Consider the following 20,828-nt stretch of genomic DNA (forward strand, 5'->3'; position numbering starts at 1 on the left):
GGCATTGCCGCCGCGCGCGGCGTCAGTTCGCCAGCACGCGCGGCGAAGGGAAGATGATCTCGACGAGCGTGCCCTCGTTCGGTGCCGAGTGGATCGCGAAGCTCGCCCGGTTGGCGTCGACCATTGCCTTGGTCAGCGGCAGGCCGAGCCCGGTTCCGTCGCTGCGGCCGCGCCCACCCGCGGCGACCTGCCGGAACGGCTTCATCGCCATCTCGAGTTCGGTGCGCGACATACCGATGCCGGTGTCGCGGATGCGCAGGACGACGCTGCCGTTGCTCTCGTAGGAGGTCGACACGATGATCTGTCCGCCCGACGGGGTGAATCGGATGGCGTTCGCCAGGATGTTGAGCACGATCTGCTTGATCGAGCGAAGGTCGGCGACCACGTTCGGCACCGACTGCGACAGGGCCGTGCGGATGATCACGCGCTGCGTGTTCGCCTGCGGCTGAACAAGCGAAACGGCAGACGCAACGGCTTCGTTCAGGCCGACGGCCTCGAAGTCGAGTTCCATTTCGCCCGCTTCGATCTTGGAGATGTCGAGGAGGTCATTGACGATGTCGAGCACGTGGCGGCCGGAGCGAACGATGTCGTTGGCGTATTCGGTATAGCGCGGGTGGCCGATCGGGCCGAAGCGCTCACCGGCCATCATGTCGGCGAAGCCGATGATGGCGTTGAGCGGCGTGCGAATTTCGTGGCTGACGCGTGCTAGGAAGTCGCTCTTGTGGGTATTGGCGGTTTCGGCGGCGCGCTTGGCGTTGCGCAGCTCCTCCTCGGTCCGCTTCCATTGCGTGATGTCGCGGATGACGGCGCAATAGCCGTTCGAAGCGGCGAGCTTGCCGATGGTCATGAACAGCGGCAGGAACCCGCCGGACGCCTCGCGGCCGATCACCTCGCGCCCGTCGTTCAGCACGCTTGCGACGCCGTGGCCGGCAAGACCCGCCAGATAGTCGAGAACCGCCTTCTGGCTCTCATGGGCGAAGAGCATCACGAAGGGTTTGCCTCGGGTCTCCGCCTCGTCGAAGTTGAAGAGGGCGCTTGCCGCACGGTTCATCGAGCGGACGTCGCCCTCGGGCCCGAGCACGACGACGCCGTCGGTCGCCGTTTCGAGTATGGCGCGCAGTTCCTCGATTTCCGCCTTCAGCGCATGGTTCTCGTCGGCGGGTTTCGGCACCGGCTCGACGACGGTGAGCTGGACAGGGGGCCGTGCTGCCTTCACCGGAGCTTCGGTGGGGATGAGAGCAAGCAGGAGCGCACTCGACTGTTCCCACCGCACCGATTGCAGGCGCGCGGTGACCGGCACCAACTGGTCGTCGGCGCGCACCACCACCATGCCGCTTGCCTGCTCGGCGGCACCTTCCAGCTCCTGGCGCTGAAGCAGCGCGTCGAGGCCGCCGGCCTCCGCCAGAGCGTCCAGAGAGCCGTAGCCGGTGAGGTTCAGGAATTCGGGATTGGCGTGAATCAGCCGGTCGCCGACATGGACGAGCAGTGCCACCGGCATCAGGTCGATGACGTCGGGCGAAAGCCCGATGTCGCGTCGGCTGCGCGGCAAGGCGGTAGATGCAGTCGGCGAGAGTTCCTTCGCCGGCTGAGCCGGGGTGGATTCAGCGGGCATCTCCGTGACAGCCGCGGTCTTCTCTTCCGTTTCCGCCACCGGGGCTTCCGGCTCGGGCTGACCGGGCTCGGCGACTGGCGGCTCCGCAGCGCCGTCGCGTGTTTCTTCCTGTTGTGGCGCTCCCGCACCGATCAGCCCGCTCGCCTCGAGCCGACGGGCGATTTCGCGGAAGGCCGCTTGCTCGACCGGGGTGAGGCCGTCGCGGCCGCGCGCACGTCGTTCTTCGATCTGCACCACCTTGTCGGAATGCCGCTTGCCGGGCGTTTCGGAGATGAGAAGCGCCGGCGGCTCGCTTTCCGGACGTGGCCGTTCCTCTTGTTCTGCTGCGGTTTCTGCCGGGACGGAGGTCTGCGACGGCTCCGCTGCTGCGGCTTCAGGGGGCTCTGCGGCGGGCTCTCCGTCCGCCGGCGAGACGTCTTCGGAGGGCGCCCCGAGCGCCAGACCGGTGCCGGCGGCGTCGACGGTGGCGTCTGCCAGTCGCACGATGCCGAAGCCGCGGAAACCGTCGAAATCGCGGTTGCGGTCATAGGTCGGGAGCGCAGCGAGGTCGACGGGCACACGCAAGGTCGTGCCCTCCACCGGCCAGAAAACGGTGCGCCCGGACCATGTGTCGCGACGCTTCAGGAGGTCGGCGATCTTTCCCTCCGGATCGAGGTTGAACGTCTGCGCGACCTCGACGAAGGTCCGTCCTTCGATGGCCGCCGAATGCGGCCCGACGGCTTCGGCAAACTCCTTCGAGACTTCGCTGAAACGACCTTCGGCGTCGATCTTCCAGACGAAGCGCGAGGCCCGGCTGCTCGGACGATAGGCGAAGTCACGGTCCGATGTTGCCCCCGTCGTGGAGACCTCCGGTTCGGAAACGGCAGGCGCTTCAGCCGGCATCGGCAATTCCGCCTTTTGCCGCGGCTCTTCCTCCTCGATCGCCGCCTCGGCGGCTGTCGTGGTCTGCTCGGTCGGAAATTCCGGCGTCGCAGCGACAGCAGGGGCAGTCTCCTCCACTGCGACCTCTTTCGTCTCTGTCGTTTCGGCTTCGGGCGTCAGGACCTCGGGCGGCGTCTCGATCTCCTCGATATCGCCGATCGCGTCCACGACCGCGCCGTAATCGGCGGCGGCATCCTCGACCTGCGGCTCCTCGGGCGCTGCCACTTCGGCGGCCGGCTCTTCAAAGCCGCCGCTCGGATCGAGATTGCCGAGGATCGTCTCCACCGCGAAGAGGAGGTATAGCGCCGGCTCATCGGCGACCTTGCCGATTGCTGCCGGCAGATAGCCGCGGCCGGTCGGGATCGGTCGCTTCACCAGCCGGTCACGGTCGGCATCGACGAGTGCCACCAAGGTGCGCGCCGTCTGGGGTGTGATCGACAGGCCGGAAAAGGCGGGCGAGGCGGCAATGATCCGGCCGTCGGCGGCAAGCATCGCCATATGCGTGTCCGGATCGTCGAGCCCGGTCAGCATCTCGCTTGCGCATTCGTCGACACTCGGTCGTCGGCCTGTCGGCGGTATTGCGAGCAGCACCACCGGCTCGCCCGAGCGGATCTCGACCATTTCGGCCGTTGCCTGAACGGGGACGCGCTGAAAACCCTGGGTCAGCCGGAGAAGCAGCGAACGCTGGTCGCCGACCTTCTGCAGCTGCCGCGCGGTCGATTCGATCTGGCGGAAGGCGAGGTCGCCGCGGTCGGGCCCCTGGTCGAGGAAATCGTAGATCGAACCGTTGCCGAAGAAGCGCGCGCCCGCACCGTTCGCCCAGAGCACCTGCTCGAGCCCGGCGGAAAACAGCACCAGGGCCTCGCCGCGCGCAAAGCGCCCGCGGACACTCTCGTGCACGGCGACGTCGATGAACGGGTACTGCTGAACAGGCATGATAGACCCAAATTAGCAACCGCCGCGTTATTCGGCAATTAACAGATTCTTAATATCTCCGGGTGCCGCGAGGGTCCAGCACGGCACAGGGCTTTCGGAAAACACGGTTAACCGTTCCGACAATTGTGCGGCGCACAATAATGTTGCAATGCACAAGAAGAGGTGCTATATAAGGATCATCCAATCCATTCGGGCGCCTTAAACGTCCCAACACAGGAGTGCATCGAAATGGCAAATGCAAACAAGAGCGACGTCTTCTCCTTCTCGGCTTTCGACCCGTCGAAGTTCACCGAGACCTTCCGCGACTTCGCCGAAAAGGGTGCTGCGCAGTCGAAGGACGCCTACGCCAAGATGAAGACTGCCGCCGAGGAAGCCAGCAAGACCGTCGAGAACACGATGCAGACCGCCCAGGCCGGCACTGTCGAACTCGGCCTCAAGGCCATCGAAGCCCTGCGGACCAATGCCGACATGTCGCTTTCCCATATGGAAGCGCTGCTCGGCGTGAAGTCGGTTGCCGAACTCGTCGAACTCCAGACCGCCTTCCTGCGCAAGCAGGCCGAGGTGACGGTCGAGCAGGCGAAGGCCATGCAGGAAGCCGCCAAGAAGGTTGCCGAGACTGTTACCAAGCAGGGCAAGGAAGCCGCCGACAAGGCCATGTCCTCGCTGAAGGTCGCCTGATCCGGGGCAATCCGCATCATTGAAATGAAAGGGCCGGGGCTTTGCTCCGGTCTTTTTTTGTCCATGTCGAAAAGGGCTTGAAAAAAACGCCGAGTGCTCGTATGTGACCCCCTACAGCGTCCTGGGCGCTGTTTGTGCGGTTGTAGCTCAGTTGGTTAGAGCGCAGGTTTGTGGCACCTGAGGTCGTAGGTTCGATTCCCACCAACCGTACCATTTTCTCTCTTTGAGAATTCCCCCGAAACATTGCCTTTTCCATTGGTCGTCGCCGCTTCGAGCAGTCGGCCGTCCTGTCCCTGCCGACTACTCTTCGACGCCGAGGAGCGACAACGTGCGCGGATCGGGACTGCCGTAGAAGTGCCGGAGCGCCTCGCCGAAGGGGTGGTCGGCAGCATCCGCCGCGAGGAAGAGCGTCAGGCACGAACGGAACTTGACGTCGTCCGGCGAGCCTAAGATCGCGTTCGCGCTCCGCTCAGGGTGCGAGAGAACGGCTTCGACGCATTCGCTCAGCCGCGGTCCGAGGAGTGGATGGGCGAGATAGGCGCGGGCTTCGCCGAGCGAGGCGATGCCGTAATATTGCGCCATCGGCGAGTGGCCTAGGCCGGAAAGTTGCGGAAAGACGAACCACATCCAGTGTGTCCGTTTGCGGCCCTCGCGCAGTTCCCGAAGGACGTCGGCATAGACCGGCGCCTGCGCCTCGATGAAACGTTCGAGATCAAGGTCATCTCCGTCGTCGTGTCCTGCCATGGCACCCTCCCTGGATCAGGCTCAATCTGGTGTCCTGCCTGCATCTGCAACCATGCCGGGCGAGGCCCACATTGTCCCCAGTTTTCGCCCAGGCGTGCAGGATTGCAACAGGTAGCGTTCTGCCCATTTTTTGCCCGAAAATGTCGTGATCTTTCGTGTTCGGGGCGAGGCAGGCGTTCGGGAGGCACCTGCCGCCGCACAATTCCCGCCGTGACTTTGTCGTCCGAATCGGATGAGAGAGCGCGCTCCAATAAGAAGCATGAGGGAGGAGCCCTTGGACATCTCGCAAGACGATGTCGCCCTGATCCGGGTGATGAAGCACTATTTCGAAACCAAGGCCGAGGTCGGCGCGCTGAAGGCGCAGCTTGAGACCGCCCGACGTGCGGCTGGCACGGAAGTCGCGGTCTTCTACGACCCTCGCTGCAATCTGGAATATGCCGAGGCTATCGTCCGCCAGGAACAGCTGAAGCGCGACATGCTGCGCCTCATGGATTGCGCCGAGGCCTGGGGACGCGGAGAGGCGATCACGGCCCTGCGCTGAGCCGCCGCGACGATTGCGCAATTGCGGCCTGCCTGCCGACGGCGTTATCCTGCGATACGAGACGGCAAGTCGCGCTTCGAAGGAGGTGGCCCGCATGTCCTTTATCGATCGGAACGAGGCCGGCGAACGGCTGGCGACGGCACTTGCCGGCTACCGCGGCACCGACGCGGTGGTGCTGGCGCTGCCGCGCGGCGGCGTCGAGGTGGGGCTGCCTGTCGCACGGGCACTCGGTCTGCCGCTCGACCTTCTCCTTGTGCGCAAGATCGGTGTTCCTTTCCAGCCGGAGGTCGCCATGGGTGCGATTGTCGACGGCGACAAGCCGGAGGTCGTGCGCAACGAGGACGTGATCCGCTATGCGGGGGTGTCGGACAAGGATTTCGACGCCGCCTGCCGCAAGCAGCTCGAAGAGATCGAGCGCCGCCGCGGCATCTATCTCAAGGGGCGCGAGCCCGTCCCGGTCGGCGGCAGGACCGCCATCATCGTGGATGACGGCGTGGCGACCGGGGCGACGCTGAAGGCCGCGCTGAAAGGGCTCGCGGCGAAGAACCCGCGCCATATCGTGGTCGCGATGCCGGTGATACCGGCAAGCCTGATCCCGGAGCTGGAGGAACTCGCCGAAAAGGTCATCTGCCTCGAAGATCTCGGGCCGATCGGCGCCGTCGGCGCCCACTACCGCTATTTCCCCCAGCTCGAAGACGCAGACGTCGTCGCCTGCCTCGATGCCGCGGCGAAGCCAACGGTCGCAAAGCCGGCCGAAGAGGGACCTCCGCCGGCGTGAGATTGCGCGCGATCAGCTGCCGGAAGGCGCCTGGCATCGGGTGATTGCCGCCGAGAAGATCTCGGCGACCGAGACGATTGCCAGCCGTTCGCCGAGGGGCGAGGCGGCGGCATCGACCTGTACTGTATCCGTGATCAGCAATTCCGCGATCGGCGCCCTGGCGAGACGCTCCTCCGCTCCTTGTGAAAACAGCGCGTGCGTTGCGATCAGCCGAACCTCCCTGGCGCCGCGCGCCATGCAGGCCTCGGCGACCCTGACCATCGTTCCGCCGGAGCTGATGAGGTCGTCGATGATGATCGCCACGCGGTCCTTCACATCGCCCGCGAAGAGGTCGCCGGAAACGACGCCGGCGCTCCGCTGCTTTTCCATGAAGGCTTTGCCGACCGGTCGCCCGAGCTGCTTTTCCAGCCGTTCGCGAAAGCTGTCGGCGCGCTTGCCGCCGCCGAGATCGGGGGAGACGACGGTGACCTCTGCAGAGCCGACCTTTTCCGCGGTGTGGCGGGCGAAAGCGTCATAGGCGTCGAGGTGCAGCGTCGGAATGCGGAAGGACGACTGGTAGGCCGCAACATTGTGAGCTTCGATCGTGATCACCCGATCGGCGCCCATCGCCTCGATGAGTTCGGCGACGTAACGGCCGGTCAACGGATCGCGCGACTTGGTCTGGCGGTCCTTCCGGAGGTAGCAGAGGTAGGGTGTAACCGCGGTCACACTCTTCGCGCCGTTGGTCTTCAGCGTCGCGATGAAGAACAGCAGCCGGCATAACCGGTCGTTGGCCGAATGGCCACCGCCGCCGTTGAGGCTCGCGATAACGAAGGCGTCGCGGCCGCGCACGCTTTCGAGTGGCCGTGCCTTGTGCTCACCGTCCTCGAATTCCCGCTCTTCGAGCAGGCTCAGTTCCAATCCCATTGCCCGGGCGACCCGGCCGCCGAACTCGATGTCGCGGGCGAAGGAGAAGAGTAGGGGAGCGGGTGCGGCGGCAGACTTGGCCGGGCCGGCAGCGGCCGCGGCGACCGGGCGCAGCAGGACGCCGCCGAAGACCGCATCGATCGATCGTCCGTCCCCGGAGAGCGGCGCGACGACGATTTCCGCGACGATGCGGCCGCCATCCGCCCCGTGGGTCGTGAAGGTGGCGGAGATCGGCTCTCCCGTGCGGCAAACGAACTCGAACAACATGCGCAGCCGTACGCTGCCGCGCGGGAAGGCCGCATCCGAGAGCAGCCTCGTATCGCCTTCCTCGCCGATCAGGGGACGCACGGCCTCGGCGCCCGCATGGAGCACGTAGTCGCGCTCGGCCGTCTTCGCCCGGCGAAAGATGAAGGCTGCCTGAGGGCTGGCGTGGGCCACCGGTTCGAGCGCCGCAATCGGCGGGGCGATCAGGTCGGCGCGCTTGTCCTTCCAGTCTTCGAGAAGCGTCGCCAGCACCTCGTCTCGCGGGGTGGGTGCGCTGTCGATGCGGTTGAAGAACTGCTTCAGGCCGGGGTCGAGTTGAGCAAGCACTGTCATGGTAACCTCGCATGCGTGAGCGTCGCCCTTGAGCCTTGTCACGTCTGCAGCGCCTCCGTCTTGATCGGTGTCAAAAGGCGGCGTGCGCTTTCCTGCAAGACGCGCGTTGACAGGCGTCAAGGCATCCCTGTCTAATCCCGCGCATATTATGATGTCTTCATGGATGGGAAGCCATAGGCCTCATGCCGGTTACGATCGAAGAGAAGCTCGACGCGCTCCGAAAGCCTGCGCTCTATGGGAACGGAGCCGCAGACGTGCTGGCCGTCGAAACCCATATGTCCTGGGTCTTTCTCGTCGATGATGAGGTCTACAAGATCAAGAAGCCGGTGCATTTTCCCTTCGTCGACTTCACGACGCTGGACGCGCGTGAACGAAATTGCCGCGAAGAAGTGCGTCTGAACCGCCGGCTTGCGCCCGACGTCTATCTCGGCACAGTGGCACTGGTCCGTCGGGCGGATGGGTCCGTCGCGCTCGGAGGCCCGGGTGAGGTGGTCGACTGGCTGGTGCGCATGCGCCGTTTGCCGCAGGACCGCATGCTGAGCGCAGTGCTCACCGCCGGCGGTGCGGACGGGGCGACGGCCGACCGGCTGACGCGGGTGCTTGCGGACTTCTACCGCAAGGCGGAGCGCTCGCCGCTCTCCCCGCAGGAGCACGTGCAGTGTTTCGAGAGCCAGCAGGTGCAGAACCGCCAGGTGCTCAGCCATCGGGATTTCGACGTCGACATGCAGGCCATCCGGCGGGTGCTGAACCGTAACGACGAGTGCCTCCACGCGCTCCGGCCGTTGATCGAGGGGCGGGTGGCCGATGGCCGCTTCGTCGAGGGACATGGCGACCTCCGGCCGGAACACGTCTGCCTGACCGATCCGATCACCATCATCGATTGCCTGGAGTTCAGCTACCTGCTTCGCCTTGTCGACCCCTTCGAGGAGATCGCTTTCCTCGGCATGGAATGCGCCTTCCTCGGCGTACCGGAGATCGGGCGGGAGCTTGCGGCCCGTCTCGGGGCGGCGTTGGGCGATTCGGTCGCGCCGGAACTCTATCAGTTCTATTCCGCCTTCCGTGCGACGATGCGAGCCCGTATGGCACTCGGCCACCTCGTCTACGGCCCGGCGGTCAACCGCCCCGCCTGGGAACGCAAGACCGACCGCTACATCGCGCTCGCCGAACATTTTCTCGCCATGCCGGAACTGGCGGCAGTCTCCGCCCGCGATATATGACGGGTACGGCGCCGGCCCGAACGCCGCCGATATGAGGACGACGTGATGCTGCTTCAACTGCGCAAGGTGAGCAAATCCTACATGACGGCGGAGGGACCGCTTGAAGTTCTGCATGAGGTCGATCTTGCGCTCGATGCCGGAAGCACGCTGGCGCTCACCGGGGAGTCGGGCAGCGGCAAGTCGACCCTCCTTCATCTCGCCGCCGGCCTCGACTCACCGGATTCGGGTGTTGTCGAGATCGCCGGTCAGAACGTCGCGACGCTCGATGATGCGGGGCGGGCGGCGTTGCGGCGCGGCACGGTCGGCCTCGTCTTCCAGCAGTTCAACCTCATTCCGTCCCTCGACGTAGCGGCGAACCTTGCCTTTCATGCGCGGCTTGCCGGCCGGCATGATCCCCGTTGGCAGGCGGAGCTGACGGAGAGACTCGGCCTGAGCGGTCTCGCGCGGCGCTATCCCGAGCAGCTTTCCGGCGGCCAGCAGCAGCGGGTGGCGATCGGCCGAACGCTTGCCGCGCGCCCGAAGCTGGTTCTCGCCGACGAGCCGACCGGCAACCTCGACGAACCGACGGGCGACGCCGTGCTGGCACTGATGCTGACGCTGGTCGCGGAGTCCGGGGCCGCTCTTCTGATGGTCACCCATTCTGAGCGCCTCGCCGCGCAACTCGACCGTCGCGTCCACCTCAAGGCCGGGCGGATTGCATGATGTGGCTCGCGGGGCTCGGTGCACTCCTTTCCCATTGGCGGCGCCAGCCGCTGCAGTTTGCCATGCTGTTTGCCGGACTGGCCCTTGCCACCGGCCTCTGGTCCGGGGTGCAGGCGATCAATGCCGAGGCGCGGGCAAGCTATGGCCGGGCTGCCGCCATGCTCGGGCAGAACCGGCTCGAACAACTCGTGGTGAAGGACGGAGGAGCGATTCCCGGCGACCGCTTCGCGGCGCTAAGGCGCGGCGGCTGGCTCGTCTCGCCGGTCGTCGAGGGCGAGTTGCGGATGGGCACCCTGCGCCTGCGGTTGATCGGCATCGATCCGCTGACGCTACCGGCCGAGGCGCGGCAGCTGGAGGTGACGGGCGGCGAGGCACTGCGCCGCTTCCTGACACCGCCGGGCCTCATCTTCGCCAGCCGCGAGACTGCGGCTCGACTCGCCGGCGAAGGACTGCCGCCTGTCGAGATCGCCGAGGATATTCCGGCCGGAACCGCGATCACCGATATCGCCGTCGCCCGACGGCTTCTCGGGCAGACGGAGACGATATCGCGCTTCGTGGTTGCTCAGGAGCAACCGCTTGGGCGGGCGCCGCTCTCGGTTATCGTGCCGGATCTGGAGCTGCGAAAGCCCGACGCGCAGGGCGATCTCGCCCGCCTCACCGACAGCTTCCACCTGAACCTCACCGCTTTCGGAATGCTCGCCTTCGTCGTCGGGCTCTTCATCGTCTATTCGACGATCGGTCTCGCCTTCGAACAGCGGCGGCCGACCTTGCGCACGCTGCGGTCGCTCGGGCTTCCGGTCCGCGCACTGACCATCCTGCTCGTGACCGAGCTGGCGGCCCTTTCGCTGGTTGCCGGGTTCTTCGGCGTGGCGCTCGGCTATCTCGTCGCCTCGGCCTTGCTGCCCGACGTAGCGGCGACCCTCCGCGGCCTCTATGGTGCCGACGTGCCGGGCACCCTGCAGCTGCGGCCGGAATGGTGGGCGACGGGGCTTGTGATCGCCGTCGCCGGCACGCTCGCCGCTGCCGGCCAGAACCTCTGGCGCGCCGTCCGGATGCCGCTTCTCGCTCCTGCCCAGCCACGTGCCTGGGCGCGTGCCTCGGAGGCGGGCCTGCGGGCACAGGCGGTCGCCGCCGTATCTCTGTTTGCCGTGGCACTCACGCTTACCGTTTGGGGACAGGGCCTCGTCGCCGGTTTCGCTCTGCTCGGCGCCTTGCTGCTCGGCGCGGCGCTCCTGTTGCCGGTGCTGCTGATGGCGCTGCTTGCGCTTTTCGAGAGGCTTTCGTCGGGCCCGGTCTCGGCCTGGTTCTGGGCCGACACGCGCCAGCAGCTGCCGCGGCTTTCGCTGGCGCTCATGGCGCTGTTGTTGGCCCTTGCCGCCAATATCGGCGTCGGCACCATGGTCGCGAGCTTCCGGCTCACCTTCACCGGCTGGCTCGACCAGCGGCTGGCCGCCGAGCTCTACGTGACGGCCAGGACCGAGGACGAGGCGCGCGCCCTGCGCAGCTGGCTCGAACCGCGCGTCGATGCCGTACTGCCGATCTGGCATGTCGAAGGCGAGGTGCTGGGCGGTCCGGCCGAAATCTACGGGGTCGCCGATCATGCGACCTACCGGGAGAAATGGCCGCTCATCGAGTCCGTGCAGGGAGTCTGGGACGCCGTTGCTCGCGGAGACGCAGCGGTGGTCAACGAGCAGCTCGCCCGCCGCCACGGGATTACGCCCGGCGACCGGCTGACCCTGCCCGGCGGATGGAGAGTTACGGTCGCCGGCATCTATTCCGACTACGGCAATCCGATCGGACAGGTAATCGTCGGCATAGACGCGCTCACCACCCATTACCCGGAGGTGCCGCGGCTGCGCTTCGGCCTCAGGCTTCCGCCGGCCGAAGCACCGGCACTCGCCGAGGCGTTGCGGACGGAATTCGACCTGCCGCCGCAAAACGTGCTCGACCAGGCGACAATCAAGCAGCGCTCGCTGCAGGTGTTCGAGCGCACCTTCGCGGTGACGGCGGCGCTCAACGTGCTGACGCTCGGGGTTGCGGGCGTGGCGATGTTTGCGAGCCTGACCACCCTTTCCGGCATCCGCCTCGCGCAGATAGCCCCGGTCTGGGCGATGGGCCTCACACGAAAGCGTCTGGTGCTGCTCGAACTCCTGAGGACCATGCTGCTTTCGGCCTTCACGCTGGTTGCGGCCCTCCCCACAGGCGTCGCGCTCGCCTGGGTGCTGCTCTCGGTGGTCAATGTCGCCGCCTTCGGCTGGCGACTGCCGATGCACCTCTTCCCGACCGACTGGCTGCGCCTCGCATCCCTCGCCGGGCTTGCTGCACTCGTCTCTGTGGCGATACCCTTGCGGCGGCTCGCAAGGATGACGCCAGCCGATCTTCTCAAGGTCTTCGCCAATGAACGTTAGGGCGTGCCTCCTCCGCCTTCTTTTCCTCGTCCTGTCGGTGCTCGCTGCGGTGCCCGGACCGTCGCGGGCGCAGGGGTTTGCCGGCCTCGGCACGCAGGCCGAGGGGTTCGCCGTTCCCGAGCGCGGCGTGCCCCTCGTTTTCCCGCGCGATCACGGCGCCCATCCCGACTATCGCATCGAATGGTGGTACCTGACCGCGAACCTGAGATCCGCCGCCGGCCGAAGCTTCGGGCTGCAATGGACGCTGTTCCGTTCCGCACTCACGCCCGGCGGCAAGGATGCCTCCCAGATCTGGATGGGGCATGCGGCGGCGACATCGGCCGAACGGCACCTCGTTGCCGAGCGCCTCGCCCGCGGCGGCTCCGGACAGGCCGGCGTGACACTGGCGCCGTTCTCGGCATGGATCGACGACTGGAAGATGGAAAGTCGCGTGAGCGCCGGGGCGCTTGCCGCCGGTGCCGACCCGCTTTCCAGCCTTGCGCTCGGCGCCTCGGGCAAGGATTTCCGCTATTCGATGGAGCTGGAGGCCAGGGGGCCGCTCGTGCCGCAGGGCGACCGCGGTTACTCGGTCAAATCGGTCGAGGGGCAGGCGAGCTACTATTATTCACAGCCCTTCTACACGATCAGAGGCACGCTGGTTCTGCCCGAGGGGGAGGTCGCGGTCACGGGTGAGGCCTGGCTCGACCGGGAATGGTCGTCGCAGCCGCTCTCCGCCGGCCAGACCGGCTGGGACTGGTTCTCGCTGCATCTCGGCAGCGGCGAGAAGCTGATGGCCTTCCGGTTGCGCGGCGACGGCCAGGGCTACACGTCCGGCACGTGGATTTCCGCCGACGGGCGGCCGACACCGCTCGGGCCTTCCGACCTCGCAGTCACGCCACTCGATACGGCGAGGGTCGCCGGTCACGTCCTGCCGGTTCGCTGGCGGGTCGAGGTTCCCGGCCACGGTTTCGACGTGACGACCGAGGCGTTGAACGTCGACGCCTGGATGACCGTCTCCTTTCCCTATTGGGAAGGGCCGATCCGTTTCTCGGGATCGCACGAGGGACAGGGCTATCTGGAAATGACCGGATACAGGTAGCCGCCCGGTTCAGGCGAGTTCGATTCCGTGTGAGGCGAGATTTGCGGCCAGCTCCACGGCATTCCGGGCCTGCATCTTTGCGAGAATGCGGGCGCGGTGGACTTCGACGGTGCGCATGGAAATCGAAAGCGCATCCGCAATCTGCTTGTTCAGCATGCCGGCCATCAAGAGCTTCAGCACGTCCATCTCGCGCGCCGAAAGCTGTTGCAGCTGCTGTTCGATCAACGCGCGCTGCCGGCTTTCCGACATCTTGCCGAAGCGCTTCTCGAGGCAGGAGATGACGGTGTTGACGAGCTGGTTGTCGTTGAAGGGTTTCTCGATGAAATCGGCAGCGCCCGTCTTCAGCGCTTCGACGGCAACCGGCACGTCGCCGTGTCCGGTGAGGAACACCACGGGCGCCTCGCAGCCCGCGGCCTTCAGCCGGTTGAAGGTCTCGAGCCCTGAAAGCCCGCCCATGCGCATGTCGAGGATGATGCAGGAAAAGGGTTCGAGCGGCAGTGCGGCGAGCAGCGCTTCGCCGCTTTCGAACGGAATGGCGCGCATCTGCCGGGACATGAGGAGGAAGGCGAGGGAATCGCGGATGGCCGGATCGTCGTCGACGAGATAGACGGCGGCGTCCTTCAGGAAGGGCTTTGCTGAAATCATTCGGCCGCCGCCCTTTCGGGTTGAGGCACCGGCAGAACGATCGAGAAGACCGTGCCGCCGGTCGGGCTCGGCCGGTGTTCGAGCCGCCCGTGGTGCAGCTCGATGATCGTGCGGCAGATGTTGAGCCCCATCCCCATACCGTCCTGCTTGCTGGTCACGAAGGGTTCGAAAAGACGCCCGGCGACCGTCGGCGAGATGCCCGGCCCGCTGTCCCGGACCTCGATCACCTGGTGGTCGTCCTCCTGGCGCAGTTCGACTTCCAGCCGCACGTGCCGCGCCGACGGTCCCCCCATCGCCTCGATGCCGTTGCGCATCAGGTTGATCATCACCTGCTCCATCAGGATGCGGTCGGCCCGCACCGGCGCCAGTCCCTTCGGCGCGAAGACCTTGATCGTCGCGTTGTGGTTGCTGGCATCGGCCTCGAGGAAGGAAGCCGTCTCGACGATGACGGAAGCGAGCTCGACATCCTGGAACTTGGGATCGCGCTTGCGCACGAAATCCTGGATGCGGCGAATGATCTGGCCGGCGCGCTCGGTTTGGAGCGAGAGTTTCTCGAGCGCCCCGACCACCTGCCGGTGATCGCAATCGGGAGACTGCAAGAGGTTCAGCGAGCCCGCCGCATAGCTCGCGATCGCCGCCAGTGGCTGGTTGAGTTCATGGGCGAGGGAGGACGCCATTTCGCCGAGCGTCACAAGGCGGCCGGTCCGCTGGAGGTTCTGCGACTGGACGCGGGCGATCTCTGCGGCCCGCTTCTGGTCGGAAATATCGATGATCGAGCCCATCCAGCCGCGATGCCGCCCATGGGCGTCGACCAGAGGCGCCTCGAAGACCTGCACTTCGAGATCGGAGCCGTCGCGGCGGCGGAAGCAGGTCTCGAAACTTTGGATCTTGAGCCCGCCCTTGTTGAGCGCCTCGTGGCGGGCGAGCGTCTCGGCAATACGGTCCTCATGCCAATAGGGCATCGGTGGCTTGCGTCCGGTCAGTTCCTCGGCGGTGAAGCCGGTCATCTGGCAGAAGGCGTTGTTGACGTAGAGGATCTTGCCGTCGTGGTCGCGGGCGCGCAGGCCGACGGTCAGGCTCTCTTCCATCGAGCGCCGGAAGGCCATTTCCGACCGCAGCCGCATTTCCGCGGCCTGGCGTTTGAGGCCGTTGCGGTAGAGAACGAGGAGCGAGAAGACGGCGAAGAGCGACAGCCCCAGCACGCCGGCGACCAGCAGATTGTTCGAGAGATTGCCACCGACCCGGTAGCTCGATATGGCGAGCCACGCGCCGGCGAGCGGCGGGTCGAAGCTGATCTTGTGGGTGAGGCTCGTGTCGGTCGGCTCGACACGGGTTTTTTCCGCGAGCACGGCATTGTCGATGTCGACGAGCTGCACGGCATATTTCTCGGTGATCCACCAGGGGATCTGGCGCGCGATCAGCGAGCGGATCGATATGACGGCCGAGACGCTGCCGCCGTCGCCCAGCGCCGTCGAGATGCTGGTAACGAGATCGCCGTCGGACGTCTTGGTGAGCGGCCCGTAGATCGGTCTGACGCTCGCGGCTGCTGTAGCCCGGTTGGGCAGTGGCGAGGTCGCACCGCTGCCGGATCCGGCGCCTTCCGGAACGGAGAAGACCGGCCGGCCATCGGCGTCGAAGAGGGCGATGCTCAGGACCTCGGGATTGTTCTGCAGATGGATCCGGGCGCGGTCGCCGAACTGCGGCAGACCGATCTGGTGATGGGCATGATCGAGCGCTAGCCGCGCGATGGCATCCTCGTCCACCGAGAGCTGGAAGCGCAGCGTCTGCTCCACCCAGAGCGCGTCCGAGATCAGCGTCGTGCGCAGCCGTTCGTTCTCGTTGTAGTTGATGGCCCAGAGGAGCAGCGAGATCATCGCCGTGAGCACGACGATGGTGACGAGCGGGATCACCTGCAGCAGGTCTTGCCTGCCGCCGTCAGCGGAATCCGGTCCGTCACTGCTGGATCTGAAGATCGTCAAAGCCGCTTTTGATGCCTCCCCGCGCGACTTCTACGCCAAAAGCCGCGGAATTTCGACAAAAAAGCGCATCGGTATCCAGTCGCCGGAGCAGGCATCACGGCACAGCGCGACGCTCACGGCCAAGCGTTGCGGTTCAGGCGAACGCCCGGAGCGGGGATTGGCAGTGGGCTTCGCCCGCTTTCAGTCCATCAGCCGTTTCTTGCGTTCGTCGAATTCCTGATGGTCGATCTCGCCGCGTGCATAGCGGTCCTTGAGAAGGTCGAGCGCCTTGCCGCTGCCGGAGGCGTTCGAAGGCAGGTTGATCGCTCCCGTGTATTTGAGGGCGTAGATGATTCCGACGACGATCGCCACCAGGATGAGAATCATGAAGATCGGACCGAATATCATGCCGAAACCTCCCCATTGATCGCCCCACATCATGCCGTGACCGTAGTAGTATGGCCTGTCCCGAGGATCTGCCGCCGCTTGGGCGAGGGCCGGAACCGCCGGTGCTGCGAAGATCGCGGCAATGGCCGCCGTGCGGACGAAGGTCTTGTACATCTGAGACTCCGATGCTGGCGAAAAATACGAGAAGCTCAATTAGTAATCCGGAAAGTATCTCCCGGCAATGCCGGATCGTTGTGGCAAAAGCGCGAAGTAATTGACACGACGTAAATATCAGGATTGCCGAATGGAATGGGCGTCACCGAAAAGAGCGTGCCCCGATTTGACCCAGACGCCGGCCTCCGGCCGTTCGTCCGGGTGCGGCCATGTGGAAATCCACAATAGCGCCACATTTCACGAAGGCCTAAGAGAGCGGCAGTCCGGGTGGTGGAACGCGGGGGGACGGTTCTCGCGTGGGCCCGGAGCATATCAGGAGGAGATATCCAATGTTCGATCGCCGCACGTTCCTGCGGACTGCCGCTGCAGTCTCGCTTTCCGTTTCCGCCTTCGCACTCACTGCATCCGGTGCTGCTGCCGCCGATCCGATCGTGATCCGTTTCTCGCACGTCGTCGCACCCGACACGCCGAAGGGCAAGGGCGCCGACAAGTTCAAGGAACTCGCCGAAAAGTACACGAACGGTGGGGTGAAGGTCGAGGTCTACCCGAACTCGCAGCTCTACAAGGACAAGGAAGAACTCGAAGCCCTGCAGCTCGGTGCCGTCCAGATGCTCGCGCCGTCGCTTGCCAAGTTCGGCCCGCTGGGCATCAAGGAATTTGAAGTCTTCGACCTCCCTTACATCTTCTCCGGCTACGACAGCCTGCACAAGGTGACCTACGGCCCAGTCGGCAAGAGCCTGCTCGACAAGCTCGGTGCCAAGGGCATCCAGGGTCTCGCCTTCTGGGACAACGGCTTCAAGATTATGAGCGCCAACAGCCCGCTGAAGACGCCTGACGATTTCCTCGGTCTCAAGATGCGCATCCAGTCCTCGAAGGTTCTGGAAGCCGAAATGAACGCGCTCGGCGCGGTTCCGCAGGTCATGGCGTTCTCGGAAGTCTACCAGGCGCTGCAGACCGGCGTCGTCGACGGCACCGAAAACCCGCCGTCCAACATGTATACCCAGAAGATGCATGAGGTGCAGAAGCACGCGACGCTCTCCAACCATGGCTACCTCGGCTATGCGGTGATCGTGAACAAGAAGTTCTGGGACGAACTGCCGGCCGACGTCCGCGGCAACCTCGAAAAGGCCATGACCGAGGCGACCGAATATGCGAACGGCATCGCCAAGGAAGAGAACGAGAAGGCGCTTGCGGCGATGAAGGCGGCCGGCACCACCGAGTTCCACGAACTTACGGCCGACGAACTCGCCTCGTGGCGCGAGGCGCTGCTGCCGGTCCATGACGAAATGGCCGAACGTATCGGCGCCGACCTCATCAAGCAGGTGCAGCAGGAAGCCGGCGTCAGCCAGTAAGCCCGCTTCAGCGACAGTTGACGCCGCATCGCCCCGCTCCTGGAGAGGGAGCGGTGCGGCGCTCGTTACGGACAATCGGCCCGCGCCGGTCCGGCCTCTCGGGGTATCGGCAAGCGGGCGTGACCGGCACGGCCCAGCAATCCGCCGACAGTTCGATGTTCCGGTTCCACCGGCACCGACGAGCGGGCGCGTATGAGGCCGGTCGATGCGACCGAGGAGGTCCCTTTCATGCTTCGCATCCTTGACAGGCTCGAGGAGATCCTGATCGCCACGCTGATCGCCGCGGCGACTGTGATCATCTTCGTCGCCGTCGTTCACCGCTACTCCCTCGGGCTGCTGGCCGACGTGGTCAGTCTGTCCCGAAGCCTGGATATGCCCTGGCTGATGGGCTTCTCGCGCACGCTCTATTTCGGCCTTCGCTCCGTCAACCTCGTCTGGGCGCAGGAACTCTGCATCATCCTCTTCGTGTGGATGGCGAAGTTCGGCGCTGCTTACGGCGTACGCACAGGCATCCATGTCGGTATCGACGTCGTGATCAACCGCATGCAGGCGAAGAACCGCGCCCGGATGATTCTGTTCGGGCTTCTCGCCGGCGCCTTCTTCACCGGCATCATCGCGACGCTCGGCGCGAATTTCGTCTTCCACATGTACCACACGGATTCGATCTCGCCGGATCTCGAAATGCCCATGTGGCTCGTCTATCTGGCGATTCCGCTGGGCTCCGCCCTCATGTGCTTCCGCTTCCTGCAGGTCGCCTGGACCTTCAGCCGCACCGGCGAATTGCCCCACCACGACCACGGACACGTGGACGGGATGGACGAAGAGGCCGAGGCGATTGCCGCGAGCCCGCTGACTGCGAAGGATCACTGAGCCATGAACGCGACACTCATCTTCGGAGGGCTCGTGGCCCTCATGCTGACCGGCATGCCGATCTCGATCGCGCTCGGCCTCACCGTTCTCGCCTTCCTGTTCACGATGACGGCGGTGCCGATCGACACGGTGGCCCTGAAGCTCTTCACCGGCATCGAGAAGTTCGAGATCATGGCGATCCCCTTCTTCATCCTCGCCGGCAACTTCCTGACCCACGGTGGCGTCGCCCGCCGCATGATCAATTTCGCGACCTCCATGGTGGGGCACTGGTACGGCGGGCTCGGGCTTGCGGGCGTCATCGCCTGCGCGCTCTTCGCAGCTGTGTCCGGCTCCTCGCCGGCCACCGTCGTGGCGATCGGTTCGGTGATCCTGCCGGCGATGACCCGTCAGGGCTTCCCGAAGCAGTTCGGCGCCGGCGTCATCACCACATCCGGTGCGCTCGGCATCCTGATCCCGCCGTCGATCGTCATGGTCATGTATTCGGTCGCGACCTCGGGCATGCAGGCGACCGGCCCCGACGGCCAGGTGGTCTCGGCGGCATCGGTCGGTGAGCTCTTCATGGCCGGCGTTATCCCGGGCCTCATTCTCGCGTCACTGCTCGCGGCCACCACCTGGTACCGCGCCTACAAGAACGACTATCCGCGGCTGCCGAAGGCGAGCTGGCTCGAACGCTGGCAGACGTTCCGCAAGGCCGTCTGGGGCCTGCTGCTGATCATCATCGTCATCGGCGGCATCTACACCGGCGTCTTCACGCCGACCGAAGCCGCCGCGATGAGCGCCGTCTACGCCTTCTTTATCGCCGTTTTCGTCTACAAGGACCTGAAGCTCTCGGATATTCCGCGGGTGCTGCTGTCCTCCGCCAACATGTCGGCGATGCTGCTCTACATCATCACCAACGCCGTCCTGTTCTCCTTCCTCATGACGCATGAGAACATCCCACAGGCGCTCGGCGAATGGATGGTGAACTCGGGTCTGAACTGGTGGATGTTCCTGATCGCCGTCAACATCCTGCTGCTCGCCGCCGGCAACTTCATGGAGCCGTCGTCGATCGTGCTGATCATGGCGCCGATCCTTTTCCCGGTCGCCGTGCGTCTCGGCATCGATCCGGTGCATTTCGGCATCATGATCGTCGTCAACATGGAAGTCGGCATGTGCCATCCGCCCGTCGGCCTCAATCTCTACGTGGCCTCCGGCATCACCAAGATGGGGATCACCGAGCTGACGGTCGCCGTCATGCCCTGGCTGCTCACCATGCTGGCCTTCCTGCTCGCGGTGACCTACATCCCGGAAATCTCGCTCTTCCTGCCGCGTTTCCTCGGCATGTAAGACGAAGTCCCAGCTACCGGGCGAAGCTTGCTCCGCCCGGTACTGCTCCGCCTCATGCAAGCGCTCCGTGGGCGGTGTTGCGGGCCCGCGCGACCCAGGCCGCACCTTCCCGTGCATGGTGGAAGCCGTTCGAGAGCGGCACGTCGGGATAGATCGCCCCGATCCGGGCGAGGGCCTCCTCCGCATTGATCCGTTCGGCGAGCGCATCCTCGTAAATGCGGGCGATCGCCGCCATGTCGCAGTCCTGCGGCGAGAGGCGGAAGCGTGAGACGCCGGCAGCGACGAGATCCGGCAGTTCGCCGACCAGTGCCTGGCAGGTGTGGGAGACCGTCTGGACGCCGTTGAGTGCGAGGAAGGACTGCCGGTCGAGGGTGCGCACCGGCATTCCGTCCGGCTCCTCGCCGCAGACGAACTGGCAATTGTCCTTGATCTGGCCCTTGGCGCGGGCATGCGCGCAGCGTGCGGAAATCGCGAGCGGAATGCGCCCGAAGGCAAAGACCTCGAGGGCGACGCCTGGAGTACCGGCGGCGATCTCCGCAACCGAGGCCATGGAAAGCTCCGGCGGCAGGCAGATCGCGGTCGCCCCGCGATTGGCGAGAAGTCTCGCGGTCGCGGCGTTGTAGACGTTGATCAGCGGCCCGATCGTGTGCCGCTTGCCGGCCAGAAGACCGAGCGCGGAAAGGTCGTTCGCCTCGACGATATGCGCGCTGTCGCGGATGAGATTGCGGACGTGCTGGGCCTCGCGCTCGAGCGTCACGAGTGCAAGCGTCGAAAGCCGCACGGACTTGCCCGCCGCCTCCAGCCGCTCGACCACCTCGGCGAGATGCGGCTCGGTGAAGTGCAGACGCTTCGAGCAGACCGTCTCGCCGATCACCACCTCGCCGACCGGGGCCTCGTCGGCGATGCGGAAATAGAAGTCGCGCCATTTCGGGCCGTCCCAGAGATAGAGAACGGGCCCGAGCACCAGTGCCGGATTGGCTGAAACCATGGTCATGTCC

The 20,828-nt window shown here is 65.4% G+C and carries 17 protein-coding genes and 1 tRNA gene; 11 read left to right on the plus strand and 7 right to left on the minus strand.

What is annotated here, in order from left to right:
- Positions 1-22: 22 nt before the first annotated feature.
- On the minus strand, positions 23-3,469 hold the full coding sequence (locus DFR48_RS07580; protein ID WP_114362561.1) for an ATP-binding protein: 3,447 nt from the start codon (positions 3,467-3,469) through the stop codon (positions 23-25).
- A gap of 228 nt (positions 3,470-3,697) precedes the next feature.
- On the opposite strand from DFR48_RS07580, the gene DFR48_RS07585 reads away from it, so the two are divergent.
- The gene (locus DFR48_RS07585) at positions 3,698-4,147 is read left to right on the plus strand and encodes a phasin (protein WP_114362562.1); all 450 of its coding nucleotides are present in this window, start codon (positions 3,698-3,700) and stop codon (positions 4,145-4,147) included.
- A gap of 136 nt (positions 4,148-4,283) precedes the next feature.
- Positions 4,284-4,360: transfer RNA gene (locus tag DFR48_RS07590), tRNA-His, on the plus strand.
- Positions 4,361-4,447: 87 nt separating this feature from the next.
- Here the strand turns inward: DFR48_RS07590 and DFR48_RS07595 are convergent.
- Positions 4,448-4,891, minus strand: coding sequence for a DUF1810 domain-containing protein (locus DFR48_RS07595; RefSeq protein WP_114362563.1), 444 nt, complete (start codon positions 4,889-4,891; stop codon positions 4,448-4,450).
- Positions 4,892-5,165: 274 nt separating this feature from the next.
- Between DFR48_RS07595 and DFR48_RS07600 the strand changes: the two genes are divergently transcribed.
- On the plus strand, positions 5,166-5,432 hold the full coding sequence (locus DFR48_RS07600; protein WP_210205971.1) for a hypothetical protein: 267 nt from the start codon (positions 5,166-5,168) through the stop codon (positions 5,430-5,432).
- Between the two features lie 94 nt (positions 5,433-5,526).
- The gene (locus DFR48_RS07605) at positions 5,527-6,210 is read left to right on the plus strand and encodes a phosphoribosyltransferase (protein WP_114362702.1); all 684 of its coding nucleotides are present in this window, start codon (positions 5,527-5,529) and stop codon (positions 6,208-6,210) included.
- A gap of 12 nt (positions 6,211-6,222) precedes the next feature.
- On the opposite strand, the gene DFR48_RS07610 is transcribed toward DFR48_RS07605, so the two are convergent.
- Entirely contained in the window at positions 6,223-7,713 is a 1,491-nt protein-coding gene (locus DFR48_RS07610; RefSeq protein ID WP_245415545.1) for a ribose-phosphate diphosphokinase, read from the minus strand.
- Between the two features lie 182 nt (positions 7,714-7,895).
- Between DFR48_RS07610 and DFR48_RS07615 the strand changes: the two genes are divergently transcribed.
- From DFR48_RS07615 to DFR48_RS07630, 4 genes are read left to right on the plus strand one after another with little or no spacing between them, the layout of a single operon-like run.
- Positions 7,896-8,930 carry a hypothetical protein gene (locus tag DFR48_RS07615; RefSeq protein ID WP_114362565.1) on the plus strand — a complete coding sequence of 345 codons (1,035 nt, stop codon included), beginning with the start codon at positions 7,896-7,898 and terminating at the stop codon, positions 8,928-8,930.
- Between the two features lie 45 nt (positions 8,931-8,975).
- Positions 8,976-9,632 carry an ABC transporter ATP-binding protein gene (locus DFR48_RS07620; protein ID WP_114362566.1) on the plus strand — a complete coding sequence of 219 codons (657 nt, stop codon included), beginning with the start codon at positions 8,976-8,978 and terminating at the stop codon, positions 9,630-9,632.
- A complete protein-coding gene (locus DFR48_RS07625) occupies positions 9,632-12,040 on the plus strand; it encodes an ABC transporter permease (RefSeq protein ID WP_114362567.1) in 2,409 nt (802 codons plus the stop codon). Before DFR48_RS07620 ends, DFR48_RS07625 begins: the two co-directional genes overlap by 1 nt.
- Complete coding sequence (locus tag DFR48_RS07630) at positions 12,030-13,118, plus strand: lipocalin-like domain-containing protein (RefSeq protein WP_114362568.1); 1,089 nt, start codon at positions 12,030-12,032, stop codon at positions 13,116-13,118. The genes DFR48_RS07625 and DFR48_RS07630 overlap by 11 nt, the downstream gene beginning before the upstream one ends.
- 9 nt (positions 13,119-13,127) lie before the next feature.
- Here DFR48_RS07630 and DFR48_RS07635 read toward each other — a convergent pair whose 3' ends face one another.
- The 3 genes from DFR48_RS07635 to DFR48_RS07645 all read right to left on the minus strand — a co-directional run bounded on the left by DFR48_RS07635 (position 13,128) and on the right by DFR48_RS07645 (position 16,282).
- The gene (locus DFR48_RS07635) at positions 13,128-13,763 is read right to left on the minus strand and encodes a response regulator transcription factor (RefSeq protein ID WP_114362569.1); all 636 of its coding nucleotides are present in this window, start codon (positions 13,761-13,763) and stop codon (positions 13,128-13,130) included.
- The gene (locus DFR48_RS07640; protein ID WP_210205973.1) at positions 13,760-15,742 is read right to left on the minus strand and encodes a PAS domain-containing sensor histidine kinase; all 1,983 of its coding nucleotides are present in this window, start codon (positions 15,740-15,742) and stop codon (positions 13,760-13,762) included. Before DFR48_RS07640 ends, DFR48_RS07635 begins: the two co-directional genes overlap by 4 nt.
- 180 nt (positions 15,743-15,922) lie before the next feature.
- Positions 15,923-16,282, minus strand: coding sequence for an SHOCT domain-containing protein (locus tag DFR48_RS07645; protein ID WP_210205974.1), 360 nt, complete (start codon positions 16,280-16,282; stop codon positions 15,923-15,925).
- 329 nt (positions 16,283-16,611) lie between these two features.
- Between DFR48_RS07645 and DFR48_RS07650 the strand changes: the two genes are divergently transcribed.
- The 3 genes from DFR48_RS07650 to DFR48_RS07660 all read left to right on the plus strand — a co-directional run bounded on the left by DFR48_RS07650 (position 16,612) and on the right by DFR48_RS07660 (position 19,830).
- Complete coding sequence (locus DFR48_RS07650; protein WP_114362570.1) at positions 16,612-17,634, plus strand: TRAP transporter substrate-binding protein; 1,023 nt, start codon at positions 16,612-16,614, stop codon at positions 17,632-17,634.
- Between the two features lie 228 nt (positions 17,635-17,862).
- Entirely contained in the window at positions 17,863-18,504 is a 642-nt protein-coding gene (locus tag DFR48_RS07655; RefSeq protein WP_114362706.1) for a TRAP transporter small permease, read from the plus strand.
- 3 nt (positions 18,505-18,507) lie between these two features.
- Positions 18,508-19,830, plus strand: a complete 1,323-nt coding sequence (locus tag DFR48_RS07660) for a TRAP transporter large permease (protein ID WP_114362571.1) — start codon at positions 18,508-18,510, stop codon at positions 19,828-19,830.
- A 52-nt stretch (positions 19,831-19,882) separates the two neighbouring features.
- Here DFR48_RS07660 and ubiV read toward each other — a convergent pair whose 3' ends face one another.
- A complete protein-coding gene (ubiV, locus tag DFR48_RS07665; RefSeq protein ID WP_114362707.1) occupies positions 19,883-20,818 on the minus strand; it encodes a ubiquinone anaerobic biosynthesis protein UbiV in 936 nt (311 codons plus the stop codon).
- Positions 20,819-20,828: the final 10 nt, after the last annotated feature.

Source organism: Ciceribacter lividus (assembly GCF_003337715.1).
Taxonomy (GTDB): domain Bacteria; phylum Pseudomonadota; class Alphaproteobacteria; order Rhizobiales; family Rhizobiaceae; genus Allorhizobium; species Allorhizobium lividum.

Excerpts from the sequence above, each read along its gene's own strand:
- DFR48_RS07580 (WP_114362561.1), bottom strand. The coding sequence starts at position 3,469 with ATGCCTGTTCAGCAGTACCCGTTCATCGACGTCGCCGTGCACGAGAGT.
- DFR48_RS07585 (WP_114362562.1), top strand. The coding sequence starts at position 3,698 with ATGGCAAATGCAAACAAGAGCGACGTCTTCTCCTTCTCGGCTTTCGAC.
- DFR48_RS07595 (WP_114362563.1), bottom strand. The coding sequence starts at position 4,891 with ATGGCAGGACACGACGACGGAGATGACCTTGATCTCGAACGTTTCATC.
- DFR48_RS07605 (WP_114362702.1), top strand. The coding sequence starts at position 5,527 with ATGTCCTTTATCGATCGGAACGAGGCCGGCGAACGGCTGGCGACGGCA.
- DFR48_RS07610 (WP_245415545.1), bottom strand. The coding sequence starts at position 7,713 with ATGACAGTGCTTGCTCAACTCGACCCCGGCCTGAAGCAGTTCTTCAAC.
- DFR48_RS07615 (WP_114362565.1), top strand. The coding sequence starts at position 7,896 with ATGCCGGTTACGATCGAAGAGAAGCTCGACGCGCTCCGAAAGCCTGCG.
- DFR48_RS07620 (WP_114362566.1), top strand. The coding sequence starts at position 8,976 with ATGCTGCTTCAACTGCGCAAGGTGAGCAAATCCTACATGACGGCGGAG.
- DFR48_RS07625 (WP_114362567.1), top strand. The coding sequence starts at position 9,632 with ATGTGGCTCGCGGGGCTCGGTGCACTCCTTTCCCATTGGCGGCGCCAG.
- DFR48_RS07630 (WP_114362568.1), top strand. The coding sequence starts at position 12,030 with ATGAACGTTAGGGCGTGCCTCCTCCGCCTTCTTTTCCTCGTCCTGTCG.
- DFR48_RS07635 (WP_114362569.1), bottom strand. The coding sequence starts at position 13,763 with ATGATTTCAGCAAAGCCCTTCCTGAAGGACGCCGCCGTCTATCTCGTC.
- DFR48_RS07645 (WP_210205974.1), bottom strand. The coding sequence starts at position 16,282 with ATGTACAAGACCTTCGTCCGCACGGCGGCCATTGCCGCGATCTTCGCA.
- DFR48_RS07650 (WP_114362570.1), top strand. The coding sequence starts at position 16,612 with ATGTTCGATCGCCGCACGTTCCTGCGGACTGCCGCTGCAGTCTCGCTT.
- DFR48_RS07655 (WP_114362706.1), top strand. The coding sequence starts at position 17,863 with ATGCTTCGCATCCTTGACAGGCTCGAGGAGATCCTGATCGCCACGCTG.
- DFR48_RS07660 (WP_114362571.1), top strand. The coding sequence starts at position 18,508 with ATGAACGCGACACTCATCTTCGGAGGGCTCGTGGCCCTCATGCTGACC.
- ubiV (WP_114362707.1), bottom strand. The coding sequence starts at position 20,818 with ATGGTTTCAGCCAATCCGGCACTGGTGCTCGGGCCCGTTCTCTATCTC.